Here is a 14,409-nt window from a genome sequence, read left to right on the forward strand (position 1 = left end):
TGCACAAATGGCGAAAAGATCTACAGCGGAGTGCCGCGCAGCGAGTCGCCGTAAGCCCTCGGTGGCATCCCCTCAAGCTTCTTGAAGAGGCGGCTGAAGTAGTGGAGGTCGTCATAACCGCACTCGGCGGCCACCTCGGCGATAGACAATCCGCCAAGGCGCAGCAGCTCCTTCGCCCGCTCCATCCGAAGCGTTGCCTGATAACGTGCCAAAGACAGCCCCGTCGCTTGTTTAAACAGCGTCCGTGCATACTTGGTCGTCATGCCATAGCTGCGGGCGATGCCTTCGATATCAATCTCGGCGGTTTGGTCACCGTCTACACCACCGCCACCGCCACCGCTACCGCTGCCTCCACCGTGCCGCATGAGCCCGATCATCTCCGCAATCATCGCTTTATGAGGGCTATCCTGTTTGATCCCTTCTGCCGTATGCGTCTCTTCGAGCAGCAGACCGATAATATCGAGCAGGCAGGCGCGCATTCTCGCCTGGTAGCCGAACGGCCTCTCACTGAACAGGGCGAGCAAGTCAGCGAATCGCCCAGCAACACGATGCGCCGCGCTGCAATGTACGTATGGCGGCAGCTCGAAGTCGGTGAAGCGCAGCACCGGCCGCTCCAGCAGTTCTTCCTGCACCGGCACTTCGGGTAGGTTCGCGTAGTCGACGCCGACATAGATTTCGTCGGAGAAATCCTGCTCCTCGCCCATATAGAGCGGATCGAAGTGGCAGGCGTAATAGGAGAATGAGCCACCCTGCGGCACCCGGCATGCATTCACTGTGAACGGAGGGATAACATGCAGATCGCCTGCCCGCAGCAGAAACTCCTCATCGCCAAGCGTGAAGAGCGCACTGCCGCGAGTGATATATATAAATTCATAGTCATAAATCACTCGGCGCGGTACGCGGTAGTGCTCGTAGCCCTCGTTGTAGTGCACATAGCGCACATACGGCGCCAATTGCAGCAAGCTTACACCGATTGTAGAAGCCATGAAGCGCAAGCCTCCTGTCACAAGAGAAATAGATAAGGTCTACCCCAAGTCAGCTATGTAATAATCATGCGGCAAGCAAAGAAGAGCAGTGCGACGCACATGATCCGCACGAGGAGCACGCTGCCGATCCTTCGCGAAATAATCGCGCCGAGCCAGCCGCCCGCGAGCGCGCCGGGTGCTAGCGACAGGACGAGCATCCAGTCCCACTCTCCGCGGTACAGATGGACGGCGCTGCCAAGCAGTGCCGAGATGAAGATCACCGCCATCGAGGTCGCTGTCGCAATATGCGGCGGGAAGCTGAATAGCAGCAGCATTGCTGGAATGAGCAGCACGCCTCCTCCGATGCCGAGCAAGCCGGCAACGAGGCCGACCACGCCGCCAATCAGCAGCGCAGGCAGTGCGTTATAGCCGTAATGCTGAGTCGCCCCGCTCGCGTCTGTGTAAGTGCGGATATAGCGCCATTGCCCCCGATACGGCTTGATCCGGCTACGCAGCAGCAGAAGTACGACCATCAGCAGCATAAATACGCCGAATGCCCTGCGGAAGGTGTCTGGATTGAAGAGCGACGTCAAGCTCGCCCCCACCATCGACATTGGCCCGCTAGAGATGGCGAAGAACAGCGCACTGCGCAGGTCCGTCTTGCCCTCTCGCATGAAGGTCAGCGTTGACGACAATGACGTGAACACAAGCACGCCAAGGGAGACGCCGACCGCGAGCGTCGTATCGACGTCCATACCAAGCATGGACGGACCGAGAAGCAGCAGCGCCGGGACAATAATAACGCCGCCGCCAAGTCCGACGATTGCGCCGAAGGTGGATGCGACTAAGCCAAGCGCGAACAGGACGAGCATCGTGGGCAAGTCCCATATGAAGGAGTCTGGATGCACGGAGAGTGAACCTCTTTTCTATTAGGCAAGTTCAAGTTCATGTTTGATTTCAAGTTCAATTTCAAGTGAACAGCTACTTGTATTATACCTTAACTGCAGCCGGATCAACTGCTCGAAGCTGCATGTTTGCCGCTAGCAGGGGCACACTAACAAGCGCTAATAGCGAAGGAGGGACAGCCGCTTGGATCAAACGAGTGATTTTGTAAACAAGCTGAATGAGACGCAGTCGAAGGCAGAGCATAATAAGAAAGCCAAAGCCCCGGCGAAACAGCTCTCGAATAAGCAGCACAGTACGAACAAATAGAAAAAGAAGGCGTCAGCACGATCTTAAGAAGATCGGCTGGCGCCTTTTATAATCCGCTCCGCAGCCTGCTCGCCGCTCTCGACCGCTCCGTTCATATACCCCTGATAGACCACCGACGTATGCTCTCCGGCAAAATGGCAATTCCCTCTCTGGCCCTCGGACTCCCCTTCGATGCCGGCGAATTTCGTAAACTGTCCGATCTTGCGATACGAATAGGAACCGAGCGAGAACGGATTATGCACCCAATAATCGCGTGTTGCCTTCCCGTTCCACTGTGCGGTAATGCCCGGCAGCAAGGGCTCGAGCTGCTGAAGAAACCGCTGCGCCCGCTCCATCGGCGAGCCCAGATTCGTCCCTTCCGCAATATGACCTCCCGTATATTGGACAAGAATGCCCGAATTGCCAAGCTGGCCCCTTGTCACATCGAATGTATTTTGATATCCGGTATCCGAAATTGTATCCCCATTATTGCCGAGCTTTTCCCAATACCGCTCCTTGAATTGCAGATGCAGCTTGCTGTTTGCCCCCATGCCAAGCTCTTCAATCGCAGCCGTCTTCAATAGTCGAAAGCCCGCCTTGCTATAGTCAACCGAGCTGCGCAGAATAGAGAACGGCAGTGTCAGTACGACCTCATCCGCCTCGATTGCATACGCTCCTCCCCGATCTTGAAAGGTAAGCTGATAGGTCCCATTCGGCTGCTCCGCAATCGCGATTAGCCGAGTGCCTCTGCGGATATTGCCGGGTGCAAGCCTGTCCACCAGCCGGTGCACAATCTGGTCATTCCCGCCTTTGACCTGATACCGCTCATCCGATATGCCGAAGATCGAGAATTTATCGTCCTCGCCCATTTGCTCGTGCAAGTATATGAAGTTCAGCGCGCTCTGCTCTTCAGACTCGGCTCCATATTCCGTGTTGCAGGCAATATCAATCAGCTTCCCAAGCTTCGACTTCATGCCGCCAGGGACACTTTCTTCAATCCAGTCAATAACGGACATCCGGTCCAGCTCAAGCGCCCGCTGCGTATACTGGCTGTACATGGCCGGGAAGCCTGCTTGCTGCACATCCGCATTCAGCTTGGGAATAACTAGTTTGAAATCAGCGGCAGCTTCAGCTAGCGTATAAGGCTGTCCATCAAAATAATAAAAAGGCTCGGTGCCAGCCAACTCCGACGCAATGAGATCCGTAGTCTTCAAGCCGAGCTCATCAATTAGGTTACGCAGCGCGTAATGGCCCGTGTCGATCAGCATGCCGCCGCGTTCAATCACTTGCCCCTCGTCGAAGGCTCCTCTTCTCGAATCGCAGCGTCCGCTAATCCGCCGATGATCCGCTTCAAAGACCGTCGAGGCAATCCCCGCCTGTTTCAGCCGGTACGCGCAGGTGAGTCCTGCAAGACCTGCCCCGACGATGGCGATTCGCGGCGCATTGGATGCAGCGATGTTTGATGCAGGGTCCTCCCCGGATTGAGGTGCTGGTGCTCCTGGTCTCGAAGGCCGCGACGCAAGCGGATGCGGAGCCCGCCAGTGCCAATCCTCCCCACCTGCCGATTGCGCGGTAACGGCTTCTTTATATATCTCTTTGAACCATGTGGCTAACGCTGTATGCGGCATATTCAACACGTTCCTCCTCTAGCTTCTACGCTACGCTTCTCTAGCAATCTACTACTTCATGTATGTGCTTGCTGAGCGTTAAGAGGAACGGCATCCGTGCAACAGCGCGTAAAAAAAGAAGCTGCTCTTCGGCCTTCGAAGAGACATGCTTCTTTATGGTGTTCGAGCTATTAATCCGTGCTATTAATCCTCGTAGCCTGCGATACCCTTGTCCATCAGGTAATCCATCTCCGCATCGAGAATTCCCTCGACGGTCGGCTCGTCCAGCTTGAGGCCCGGACGGCTAAGGATGTAGTCGACGAGCTCGTCGCTGTCGATGCTCACTTCGCCGTTCTTATCTTCCGGCGCGTTGTTGATAAATGTCTGCTCATGCTTCAGCACTTGCTCGATGCTGGCCGGAGCAGCCTTCGTCTTGTCTGCGATGAACGCGACAAGCTCTTGCATGTTGATCTGTTCGCTCATTAAAACTCAACTCCAATGTACGTTTTGTAGGTTTTATTGTAGCACACTTACGGAATTAGCAAAATTTTGCCTGTGCTCGCCCGGCTCTCCAAGTAACGATGCGCCTCCGCCCCGCCCGCAAGCGGGAAAGTCTTAGGATTAGACAGCTTCAAACGACCCCCTTGCATGTCTGCAAAAAGCGAACCGGCGCGACGGCTCCGTTCCTCGGCGGTCGTCACATGGTTCCACAGATCGCCGCCGGTCAGCGTCTTGCTCGTATCCATCAGCATGCGAGGATCGACAGGCTGCGGATCACCGCCCGCCATGCCGAAGAAGACGACCGTGCCGCGGATGCGCACCGCCTTGAAGCTGTCCATCAGCGTTGAGCCTACGGAATCGTAGGCGACATCGACGCCTCCAGCCTGCTGCGACCATGCCAGGACGCTGCTCACCCAGTCGCTCTCGTAGAGGAACACTTCGTCGGCACCGACAGCCAGTGCCGCATCGCGCTTCGCCGGGCTTGATGTCAAGCCGATGACTCGAGCACCTTTGGCCTTGCACAGCTGAATGAGCAGCTGGCCTACGCCGCCCGCGGCGGCATGAACAAGCACCGTATCTCCTGCTTGCACCTTATAGCTATCGTTCACTAAGTAGTGCGCGGTTAAGCCTTGCAGCAGCACGGAAGCGGCAGCCTCATAGCTGATGCCCTCCGGCAGCTTAATGGCGCGGTCCGCCGGCACAATGACGAACTCGGCATTGGCATGCGGCACATCCGCGAAGCCGATCCGGTCGCCGACTTGGAAGTCCGATACATCTGGCGCAACCTCGACGATTTCGCCTGCGCCTTCGTATCCGAGTATGTATGGCGGCTGTCCTACCAGATGGTAATTGCCGCGGCGGCGGTAAATATCCGCGTAGTTCAGGCCGACTGCCCGAGTTCGCACCTTCACTGTGCCTGGCGCGAGCGGCGGATCTGGGATCTCTTGCAGAGCCAGCACCTCTGGACCGCCAAATGTATGGAAAACTAAAGCTTTCATTCTGTCACCTCATCATTATCATTACCCTCCTAGCTTACTCCTATGGGCGGCTCGGCTCAAGCGCGAGAGCCTTCATTTGAACTTGATAGGGGAGGGGAGTACAATAAAAGTAATTGTTTATGCTGGATTCGTTTGGACAAAGGAGGACAAGCAAGTGAGTGAGATAGAAACGCAAGAAGCAGCCGTGAATGGACGCGTGCTGATTGTGACCGCTGTCGATGCGGAGCGGGACGCCGTGCTGCGCGGCCTGCGAGGCGACGACCTGTTCGACGTCGTCGCCGCTGGCGTAGGCCCGGCGGCTGCCGCAGCGGGTACTGCGGCGAAGCTTGCTGCCGCGGCTGGAACTGGAACTGGACCGTATCGCCTCGTAATCAGCGCCGGCATCGCGGGCGGCTTCCCTGGTCGCGCGCCCATCGGGTCGCTCGTCGTCGCGACCGACATCATTGCCGCCGATCTCGGGGTCGAGACCCCGGATGGCTTTGCCAGCGTGGATGAGCTCGGCTTCGGCTCATCCCGGATTGCGGCCGACGGCCGCCTCGCGAGCGCGCTAGCGGCGAAGCTCGGCGGCGCAACCGGCCTGACCGTGAGCACGGGTCCTGTGCTCACGGTTACAACGGCGACGGGCACCGCCGCTACCGCCGCAGAGCATGAGCGGCGCGTGCCCGGCGCGACCGCCGAAGCGATGGAAGGCTTCGGCGTCGCCACAGCGGCGCAGCACGCGGGGCTTCCCGTGCTGGAGCTGCGCGCGATCTCGAACGCGGTCGGCCCGCGTGACCGCGACGCGTGGCGCATCGGCGATGCGCTGCGCGCACTCGAACAAGCTAGTACATTATTGACGGAGGTGCTCTCATCATGAATATTGCGTTCTCGCCTTGCCCGAATGATACATTCGTCTTCCACGCCCTGGTTCATGGGCTTATTCCAGGTGCGCCGGAGTTTGACGTCACCTATGCAGATATCGACATCACCAACAATCTCGCTGCGAACCGGACAGGCCCGGAAGTCATGAAGATTTCCTACGCCGCGCTCCCGTGGGTGCTCGACGATTACGCTCTGCTGCCATGCGGCGGCGCTCTCGGACGCGGCTGCGGTCCGCTCGTCTTAACGAAGGACGGAGCAGCTTCGGCCGCTTCTCTTGCTGGCAAACGCGTCGCTGTTCCAAGCGAGCGCTCGACTGCTTACCTGCTGTTCCGCCTCTGGGCGGCGCAGCAAGTGCCTGGCGGTCAGATGGAAATCATCGTCATGCCGTTCCACGAAATTATGCCTGCGGTCAAGGAAGGCTCCATTGACGCCGGACTTGTTATTCACGAGGCACGTTTCACCTACCAGAATTACGGCCTGACCATGCTCGCCGACCTCGGCAGCTGGTGGGAATCCGATACCGGCCTGCCGATTCCGCTCGGCGCCATCATCGCCCGCCGCTCGCTGGACATTGAGTCGCTCACGACCTGGATTCGCGAATCTGTCGAATACGCGTGGGAGCATCCTGAAGTGTCCAAAGGTTATGTCATGGATCACGCTCAAGAGATGTCGCCAGACGTGCAGAAGCAGCATATTGCGCTCTACGTGAACGAGTTCTCCGCGAACCTCGGCGAGAGCGGCTATGCAGCCGTCGAAGCGCTGCTCGGACGCGCCGCGAAGGAAGGGCTCGTCCCCGAATTCGACCTCGCCAAGCTGCGCCGATAAGAATATATAAAAAGCACAACCGACGCTGGACTCCAGTCCAATCGCGGTTGTGCTTTTTATATTAGTATCACCTATATACATGCCCATCCGGCTAACGGAACGTAAACACCTTATAGGGCCATATTTATCATTTTAAAAACTGTAACGGACTCCAGAAGCGTTATTCGCAACTTTTGCAGCCGGAAAGAGGTTGATTTCGTCGGAATAGCGCTACTGAGTACCGTTACACTCAAGAAATGAGCCATTTGAGCCAAATAAGGCATCTGTATTCCGTTAAAAGCATCCGCACGCGGCTCGCGAGAGTTGAGAGTTGAGAGCTACAAACCCTCTAAGCAGACTGTCCGTTCATCACCAGTATCGTAATCGTCACCACTACCGCGACCCAGAACAGTACAAACAACGTAATCTTCCACGGGCTTCGCGGCACGCGTCCAATGACTTCTCCGCTCTCTCCGTTCACCATATACCGATACGACTTGCCCTTGTACATATAGTTCGCATTCCACAGCGGCAGCAGAATATGCTTGTAAGTTTGGTTGGAATACGTCGTATCCACACTCAGATTGCGGACTTCGTCCCCGTGAATCTGACCTCGAATCTCGCCTCGCAACGCCGCCGACATCGCCTCATCCGCCTGCTCCCAGCCTTCTTTCAAGGAGACCGTGTACCTCTCCGCAATAAACCCGCTAAGATATTCCGGCTTATACGGCAGCAAATCACCGAGCTGAAAATCATTCATTTTCCGCAGAAGCTTGCTATCATACTGCCCCGAGGCAGGAATGAGCACATCATCGAATGCCTTGCTGTAATCGCCGCTGCTCCAGTGCCATACCGTGTACCGCACCTGCTCCGTGTACGTCTCCGTCTTGCCGTTCACCGTTCTTGTACGCGTCTCTGTCCGGTAGTGATGAGTGCCGATCTCTACCGTATAAGTGGAATAGGTATCTGAATCAAACGTCCAGTACGGCACATAGACCCCGCTCAGGTTCGAGCTCAAGGACGCCTTCTTGAATGCGCCAGGAATGAACCATCGCTTCTTCCGCCAGACGTTGAAAGCATCCTCTGCAACATCCTTCGTAATTTGAAAAGGAATAACCGACTCCGGACGGATACTGCCTTGCTCCCCTTGTGCCAGCACCTTAGGCGATCCGCAGAAAGCGCAGATGGCTGCCGTCTGATTGGCAGGCAGCAGCATTTCGCCGCTGCAATTGCCGCACTTAATAAGCTGCTGCTCCATGCCCCAATCCATCAAGGAGCGATTCTGCTCATCGTTGAAATCGAGAACATACTCAGCCGGCTCCTGCTGCGCATCACTGTTTATTTGCGCTTCACTGCCGCAATATACGCATTTTAACGATTGGCTGTCCACATCGAACTTCATCTGACCGCCGCACGAAGCGCATGGAAAGGTCGTCGATTGGTCATCTGCCTTCAAGGACTCATTGGTGGCCATGATCGAATCACCCTTTACATTTTAGTGCCGCAGCTGGTGCAGAACTTCGAGCCAGCCCGCTGAGCGGTGCCGCATTCCGAACAGAAGCTGCGCTCCGGACGAGCAGTGCCGCAGTCGGAGCAGAATTTGTCCTTCTCCCCCAGCGGATGGCCGCAACCTCCGCATGGCTCAGTTGGCTCAGTTGGCGCAGAACCTCCGCCTTGCTCCTGACCAGCAGGAACCGCTTCTTTTGCCGTATTTGCCGTTTGTGCCGCTTTTGCCGCCTGCTCCGTTGCTTTCGCTTCCGCTTCGCCGCCCGGCTGTGTCCCGCCAGCAATTGACTGGCTGAACAGCTGCCCCATCGCTAGCCCCGCTCCGAGTCCGACTCCCGCGCCAGCCAATCCGTCGCCTCCGTGCTGCGCAGCTTCACGAATCGCCTCGGCAGATTGAAACTTCACATATTGATCCAGATTGCCCGCAATGTTCATCGACGATCTGCGGTCAATCATCGTCTCTACTTCCGGAGGAAGCGAGATATTCTCGATGACGAGCGCTGTCAGCTCTAACCCGATCGCCGTGAAATTCGGCTGCAGCTTGGCAGCCGCTTGCGCGCTTAGCTCATCGTACTGTGCAGCCAGGTCAATAACGGACACGGATGATTCCGCTAGCAGATCGCTCACGCCCGATACGATCATCGTCTTGAAGAAGCCGCCGATTTGCTCCGGATGGAACTCCTGCTTCGCTCCGAAGATGCCTTTCATGAATACAGCAGGGTCCGTCACCCGGAACGAATAGTTGCCGAAGCCGCGGGCGCGAATAACGCCAATCTCTTTATCACGCATGATGATGGGGTTCGTCGTTCCCCATTTCTGATCGGTAATCGTCGTCGTATTCACAAAGTACACATCCGCTTTGAACGGAGAATTGAAGGCATGCTTCCATGCTTTGAGAGCCGTCAGTACGGGCATATTTTGCGTGCTCAGCTCGTATCTGCCCGGCCCGAACACGTCGCAAATTGTACCCTCATTCAAGAAGATGGCGGCCTGACCTTCGCGCACCGTCAGCTGTGCCCCCATCTTAATCGCGTTGTCGTAGGCAGGGAAACGATAAACAATCGAATCCGTATCTTCCACCCATTCAATAACTTCAATAAACTGGCCTTTCAAGAAGGAAAACAGTCCCACTCTTCCCGCCTCCTATCGCAATTCGCATATGGAAATATTGGTTAATTTTTTCAACTAAGATTATACGGTAAAAAATACGAGGGGGATAGCTCGTTGGTTTCGGCATGCAATAAAAAAGGTTGAGCAGAAGAGAAACCCTTCTACTCAACCTCTAAATCAACCAGCAATTAGTGACCCATCATCATAGCTGGATCGACTGACTCTGCACCCGGAGTTTCCTTCTGCGGCTTCGGCTTGCGAAGGAACAGACTGAACAGGATACCGAACAGAACCAGACTGAACGATAGCAAGAACGTGTCGCTGTACGCACTAACTGCAGCATCCAGCGGATTGCCGTTCGCGCCCAGCGTCGTCATATGATCAGCCGTACGTGTTGTCATGTAGCCAGTCAAGCCAGCTACTGCGAACGAAGTAACAACTTGCTGTGCCGCAGTCGTAAGCGGCGTAACGCGTGTCACAAGGTGACGCGGCGCTGAGTTCAATACGTGCGTATTCAAGGACATCATCGATAGACCCATACCACAGCCGATCATGAAGAGTGGGATAAGGATCATGATTAGCTTCGTATCCAAGCTGATGTTATGCAATAGGAACATTGCTCCGCCAACGAGCACCAAGCCGACAAGAGCCAGCGGACGCGCGCCGATCTTATCAAACAGGCGACCGCCGATAGGCATGAAGATCATCGATCCAATCGCTTGCGGAAGCATGATTATGCCTGTTTCCAGCGGCGTGTAGTGACGGATGCTTTGCAGGAAGACCGGCATCAGAATCATTGCGCCGAACAGGGCGATTTGAACGATCCATACAAGCAGCGTACCGCGTGTAAAGTCAGACGAACGGAATACGCGCAGCTCAAGCAGCGGTTGCTTGTGGCGCATCTCGACGATGATGAAGAGCAACAGCGCGATGCCGCCGCCAATTAGGGCCCACAGCGTGTTCGATTCTCCCCAGCCTACACGGCCGCCTTCGCTTACGCCGTAAGCGAGGGATGCGAATGCGATTGGCGCCAGGATCATCCCGATGATGTCCAGAGCAGGCGCTTTATTGGACTCCCAGTTTGGCAGATACTTCGAGCCTACGATTAGACCAACAATACCGATAGGAAGGTTGATCAAGAAAATCCAGTGCCATGATACGGCTTCAATAAGCCAGCCCGACAGAATCGGACCAAGCGCTGGTGCAAGCAGCATCGGTATGCCTAGCATACCCATAATTGAGCCACGCTTCTCCATAGGAGCAAGACGGAAAATAATTGCCATACCGATTGGCATAACCATACCGCCGCCAAGACCTTGGATGACGCGGAAGATAATAAGCTGTTCAACCGATTGTGCCGCTCCGCAAAGAACGGAACCGATCGTGAATAGCGCGATTGTAATAAGGAATATCCGTTTGGACCCGAACTTATCGGTCATCCAACCGGCCAGTGGGATTACCGCCGATAATGCGAGCGTGTAGCCTGTGAACGTCCATTGCACCGTGTTGATCGTCGCGTCGAACTCCGTTTGGAATTTCGCCAGCGCTACGTTAACGACTGTGCTGTCTAGAATAACCATAATCATACCGACAATAACGGCCAAGAGCGGAGCAATGATGCTCTTGATCGAGAACTCGGATGATGATGTCGCTGCTGCTTGTTGAGACATCTTTCTACCTTCTCTCCATGAAAATTCTTCTCTTTATTTCCATGACCGAAGGTTTTTATTGAAAACTCATCAGTCATGACATACAATATTCTCATCAAAAGATAGTCGGTTGTCAATCATTTTTTTGAAGAGGGGAACTACCATGAGCTTGCTCAAAGAGAAAATCATCGGATCGGCCATGCACATCTTCTCGCAAAAAGGCTACGCGGCCACTTCCATCCAAGATATCGCGAACGACTGTGGCATTGCCAAAGGGTCATTATATAAATTTTTTACTTCTAAAGAGGAATTGCTCGTTGAAGTGTATCGTCATCGCACGCAGGCGATGTTCGAGGAGTCTGAGCGGATAAGGTCGAATCCGACATTGTCGCCGAGAGAGAGATTCGTGCTGCAGACGCATCGGCAATTTGAATTTTTCCTGGAATTTAAGTACAGCATAAAAGACTTTTATGAACTGCCCATGAACGAGGATGGCGACTTCTCCAAATTTCTTCAACAGATGCGCTCGCAAATGCTCGTTAATTTTGCAGAGCTGATGATGACTGTATACGGACCGGAGATCGAGAAGAACAAGTGGGATCTCATCGCGCTGTACACCGGCATTCTCAAGGAATATATGATTATGACCACGCTCATCAGCAGCCCGTTCGATTATGACCGGATGGCGAATTTCGTCGTCGACCGCATGGACGAGATGGTCGCAGGCATTAGAAAGTCGGAGCACGTGCCGATTCTGGATGAAGAAATCATGTCGCAGTTCGTCGCAAGCGGCATGCGTGGCTGTCGTGTGCCGGCCGGCGAGCAGCTGCATGCGACGCTGACCAAGCTTATGACCAGCATTCAGGAGCTCCAAGTGACGAACGCCCGCAGAGCCGAGCTGCATGAAGCTGCCCATCTGCTGCAAGAGGAAGCTGCCGACGAGCGGCCGCGGATGGTTCTCGTCCGTGCCTTGATCGGCCTGCTGCAATCGCAGCATGAATTGGCCGCCATTGCCTCGCAGCTTGAGAGACTCTACGAGTCCAAACGCACGAAATTGCTTACATGACGCTATGCTCATCAAACAGCAGCAAGCCCAGGCTCGGGTCAGCCTGGGCTTGCTTGTTCCACTGACGATTAGGCATTCGTGTCATGCGCCAATGCCTCCTCGGTAATTCGCTTAATATCAATTGGCGACGTAATCTCATCGTTGATCATATCCGGCAGGATGCTGGTCAAGAAATAGTCGACGCAGTGCAGTTTGATATGTTTGATTTTGATCAGCGCATCGCGGTACATCTTCACAAACTCTTTCTCTGTGTTTCCCCGCTGAAGCTCGGCGAACGCCTCGTAAACTTGATCCATCTTATCAGCGACTTCAAGAATTAGACCCTCAATGGAATCATCCTTGCCCTCGCGCAGTTGATTGTGGAAGATCTGCTTGTATTCATCCGGGATATGCTCCTCAATAAACTTGTGAACCATCCCTTCCTCCACCTGCTGGATCAGCAGACGAAGCTGCGGCGAAGCGTGCTTGACCGGCGTCTTGATATCCCCAATGAAGATTTCGCCATAATCGTGGCTGCTCGTAATCTCGTATAGCTTCTTCCAATTGATGATTGCGCCGTTCTTCTCTTCAATATCCGCAAGCGTCTTCGCGTATTGGACAACCTTCCAAGAATGTGCGGCAACGCTATGTTCTTCAAACTTGAATTTGCCCGGGCAGCGAATGATTCGTTCCAGTTCGTTCAGTGATCGAAAATACATATGAATGCCCATGTTATTGCCTCCTCTAGTTGGATTCGTACGGCACATCTTTAGTGTACGGGCAACCTGTGAAGGCAGGATTAACTGTAATGCTGTGTTTCGTAAAAAGTGAAATGATAGTGAGCATATGAGAGAGGGTTTTTCCTCTCTCGGCACCAAAGTCATCCTAGCCCAGCACAAAACCAAGCTTCTTCGACTGTCCATCCGTCATCCACTCCCGGCTGCGGCCTTTGTCATAGTCCGACTTCATCTCGGCAATGAGCTGCTCGAGGTTCACCTCGTTCTCGTAATGCATCTGCAGAGCTGCGGAAGCATACAGCTCGCTCAGCTGGGCGAGCGTGAAGCCCTCCGTCCGGCGTGCCGTCTGCTCCAGCCCATCCTCTCCGATGAGGCGACCCATTCCTTTGTGCAGCATGTAATCAAGTCGCATCTGTTCGTTCGGCGACTTCACTTCATACGCACGGTCGAAGCGGCCGGCTCGGTTCATGAGTGCGGGGTCGATTTTGTCCGGATAGTTCGTCGTACCGATGAGGTAGATGCCTTCCTTCGACGTTGCCCCGTCGAGCGTGTTCAGGAAGTACGATCGGCATGATTCCGGCATGGAGTCGATATCCTCGATAACGAGCACCATCGGAGCCATCTGAACGGCAGCTGCGAATACCTCCTGAATGGAGCCGCTGCTCGTATACTCGGTAATTTGCCAGTATGCCACCGGAGCGCTTGTCGTCGACGAGATCGATTTGACCAGCGTCGTCTTGCCGTTGCCGGGCTTACCGTAGAGGAGAATGCCCCTTTTGTACGGAATGCCATACGTCTGGAAGAACGAGCGATCCTTGGAGAAGAACTCATCGACAGAGCGGTAAATCTGCGTCTTCAGCTCCTCCTCCATGAATACATCGCTCCGGCTGACAGACTTCGTGATGGACTCGCGCTCCTGCTCCAGCCCCTCCCTCGTATCGGTGAATATGGTCACCTTCGGATCGGACAGCTGCCTCTCCCGCATCTCCTGCAGGAAGGCGATCAGCCCCTCATCCGTCTGGCCAAAAATCAAATCCTCATATCCAAGCCCATGCTGCACCACCCGAGGCACTCTCGCGAACGCCACACGGTGCTTCGTATAGATGAACAAGTTGTTGCGAACGGCCGGTCTGATTGTATAGCCGCTCTTCTTCGGATCATTGTCCGCGCTATACTCGAACACGTTCGTTTCCACAAGGTCGAACAAGCATGCCGCATGCTCGACGCCTTCATAGCCGCGGCGCAGATCCTCCTCCAGTCCGTTCCACGCTTCATTGCCGTCATCCTGGTAATAGAGCCGTGCCTCGCTGCCGAAGCGTTCCGTGAGAAACGAAGTAATCGCGCGAATGACAGCAATATAGTTAAAATACTCATCTACCGCAAGCGCTCCTCCACCACTTACGATGAATGGCGGATCTGCTTTTTTTACTCTCAT

The 14,409-nt window shown here is 54.8% G+C and carries 14 protein-coding genes; 4 read left to right on the forward strand and 10 right to left on the reverse strand.

Annotated elements, in window-relative coordinates:
- Positions 1-20: 20 nt before the first annotated feature.
- Positions 21-986, reverse strand: coding sequence for a helix-turn-helix domain-containing protein (locus AC0YNX_RS19840; protein ID WP_475817434.1), 966 nt, complete (start codon positions 984-986; stop codon positions 21-23).
- Positions 987-1,039: 53 nt separating this feature from the next.
- Complete coding sequence (locus AC0YNX_RS19845; RefSeq protein ID WP_475817435.1) at positions 1,040-1,873, reverse strand: sulfite exporter TauE/SafE family protein; 834 nt, start codon at positions 1,871-1,873, stop codon at positions 1,040-1,042.
- Between the two features lie 181 nt (positions 1,874-2,054).
- Here AC0YNX_RS19845 and AC0YNX_RS19850 point away from each other — a divergent pair, with 181 nt between their 5' ends.
- Positions 2,055-2,177 (forward strand): DUF4023 family protein, encoded by a 123-nt coding sequence (locus AC0YNX_RS19850; protein WP_475817436.1) that lies wholly within the window; start codon positions 2,055-2,057, stop codon positions 2,175-2,177.
- A 23-nt stretch (positions 2,178-2,200) separates the two neighbouring features.
- Here AC0YNX_RS19850 and AC0YNX_RS19855 read toward each other — a convergent pair whose 3' ends face one another.
- The 3 genes from AC0YNX_RS19855 to AC0YNX_RS19865 all read right to left on the reverse strand — a co-directional run bounded on the left by AC0YNX_RS19855 (position 2,201) and on the right by AC0YNX_RS19865 (position 5,262).
- Positions 2,201-3,784 (reverse strand): flavin monoamine oxidase family protein, encoded by a 1,584-nt coding sequence (locus AC0YNX_RS19855; RefSeq protein WP_475817437.1) that lies wholly within the window; start codon positions 3,782-3,784, stop codon positions 2,201-2,203.
- Positions 3,785-3,967: 183 nt separating this feature from the next.
- Complete coding sequence (locus AC0YNX_RS19860) at positions 3,968-4,246, reverse strand: hypothetical protein (RefSeq protein ID WP_475817438.1); 279 nt, start codon at positions 4,244-4,246, stop codon at positions 3,968-3,970.
- Positions 4,247-4,293: 47 nt separating this feature from the next.
- Positions 4,294-5,262, reverse strand: coding sequence for a quinone oxidoreductase family protein (locus tag AC0YNX_RS19865; RefSeq protein WP_475817439.1), 969 nt, complete (start codon positions 5,260-5,262; stop codon positions 4,294-4,296).
- Between the two features lie 154 nt (positions 5,263-5,416).
- Here AC0YNX_RS19865 and AC0YNX_RS19870 point away from each other — a divergent pair, with 154 nt between their 5' ends.
- Entirely contained in the window at positions 5,417-6,118 is a 702-nt protein-coding gene (locus tag AC0YNX_RS19870; protein WP_475817440.1) for a futalosine hydrolase, read from the forward strand.
- Positions 6,115-6,948, forward strand: a complete 834-nt coding sequence (locus tag AC0YNX_RS19875; protein WP_475817441.1) for a 1,4-dihydroxy-6-naphthoate synthase — start codon at positions 6,115-6,117, stop codon at positions 6,946-6,948. Before AC0YNX_RS19870 ends, AC0YNX_RS19875 begins: the two co-directional genes overlap by 4 nt.
- Positions 6,949-7,276: 328 nt before the next feature.
- On the opposite strand, the gene AC0YNX_RS19880 is transcribed toward AC0YNX_RS19875, so the two are convergent.
- The 3 genes from AC0YNX_RS19880 to AC0YNX_RS19890 form a co-directional block, all read right to left on the reverse strand.
- Positions 7,277-8,401, reverse strand: coding sequence for a TFIIB-type zinc ribbon-containing protein (locus AC0YNX_RS19880; protein WP_475817442.1), 1,125 nt, complete (start codon positions 8,399-8,401; stop codon positions 7,277-7,279).
- Positions 8,402-8,415: 14 nt separating this feature from the next.
- A complete protein-coding gene (locus AC0YNX_RS19885) occupies positions 8,416-9,564 on the reverse strand; it encodes an SPFH domain-containing protein (protein ID WP_475817443.1) in 1,149 nt (382 codons plus the stop codon).
- Between the two features lie 167 nt (positions 9,565-9,731).
- The gene (locus tag AC0YNX_RS19890) at positions 9,732-11,213 is read right to left on the reverse strand and encodes a DHA2 family efflux MFS transporter permease subunit (protein ID WP_475817444.1); all 1,482 of its coding nucleotides are present in this window, start codon (positions 11,211-11,213) and stop codon (positions 9,732-9,734) included.
- Positions 11,214-11,355: 142 nt separating this feature from the next.
- Here AC0YNX_RS19890 and AC0YNX_RS19895 point away from each other — a divergent pair, with 142 nt between their 5' ends.
- Positions 11,356-12,258, forward strand: coding sequence for a TetR/AcrR family transcriptional regulator (locus AC0YNX_RS19895; RefSeq protein ID WP_475817445.1), 903 nt, complete (start codon positions 11,356-11,358; stop codon positions 12,256-12,258).
- 68 nt (positions 12,259-12,326) lie between these two features.
- Here the strand turns inward: AC0YNX_RS19895 and AC0YNX_RS19900 are convergent, their stop codons facing one another.
- The gene (locus AC0YNX_RS19900; RefSeq protein WP_475817446.1) at positions 12,327-12,968 is read right to left on the reverse strand and encodes a YfbR-like 5'-deoxynucleotidase; all 642 of its coding nucleotides are present in this window, start codon (positions 12,966-12,968) and stop codon (positions 12,327-12,329) included.
- Between the two features lie 154 nt (positions 12,969-13,122).
- A complete protein-coding gene (locus tag AC0YNX_RS19905; RefSeq protein WP_475817447.1) occupies positions 13,123-14,409 on the reverse strand; it encodes an AAA family ATPase in 1,287 nt (428 codons plus the stop codon).

Source organism: Paenibacillus sp. J31R98, from assembly GCF_056269245.1.

Excerpts from the sequence above, each read along its gene's own strand:
- AC0YNX_RS19855 (WP_475817437.1), bottom strand. The coding sequence starts at position 3,784 with ATGCCGCATACAGCGTTAGCCACATGGTTCAAAGAGATATATAAAGAA.
- AC0YNX_RS19895 (WP_475817445.1), top strand. The coding sequence starts at position 11,356 with ATGAGCTTGCTCAAAGAGAAAATCATCGGATCGGCCATGCACATCTTC.
- AC0YNX_RS19875 (WP_475817441.1), top strand. The coding sequence starts at position 6,115 with ATGAATATTGCGTTCTCGCCTTGCCCGAATGATACATTCGTCTTCCAC.
- AC0YNX_RS19905 (WP_475817447.1), bottom strand. The coding sequence starts at position 14,409 with ATGAGAGTAAAAAAAGCAGATCCGCCATTCATCGTAAGTGGTGGAGGA.
- AC0YNX_RS19840 (WP_475817434.1), bottom strand. The coding sequence starts at position 986 with ATGGCTTCTACAATCGGTGTAAGCTTGCTGCAATTGGCGCCGTATGTG.
- AC0YNX_RS19900 (WP_475817446.1), bottom strand. The coding sequence starts at position 12,968 with ATGGGCATTCATATGTATTTTCGATCACTGAACGAACTGGAACGAATC.
- AC0YNX_RS19880 (WP_475817442.1), bottom strand. The coding sequence starts at position 8,401 with ATGGCCACCAATGAGTCCTTGAAGGCAGATGACCAATCGACGACCTTT.
- AC0YNX_RS19890 (WP_475817444.1), bottom strand. The coding sequence starts at position 11,213 with ATGTCTCAACAAGCAGCAGCGACATCATCATCCGAGTTCTCGATCAAG.
- AC0YNX_RS19865 (WP_475817439.1), bottom strand. The coding sequence starts at position 5,262 with ATGAAAGCTTTAGTTTTCCATACATTTGGCGGTCCAGAGGTGCTGGCT.
- AC0YNX_RS19860 (WP_475817438.1), bottom strand. The coding sequence starts at position 4,246 with ATGAGCGAACAGATCAACATGCAAGAGCTTGTCGCGTTCATCGCAGAC.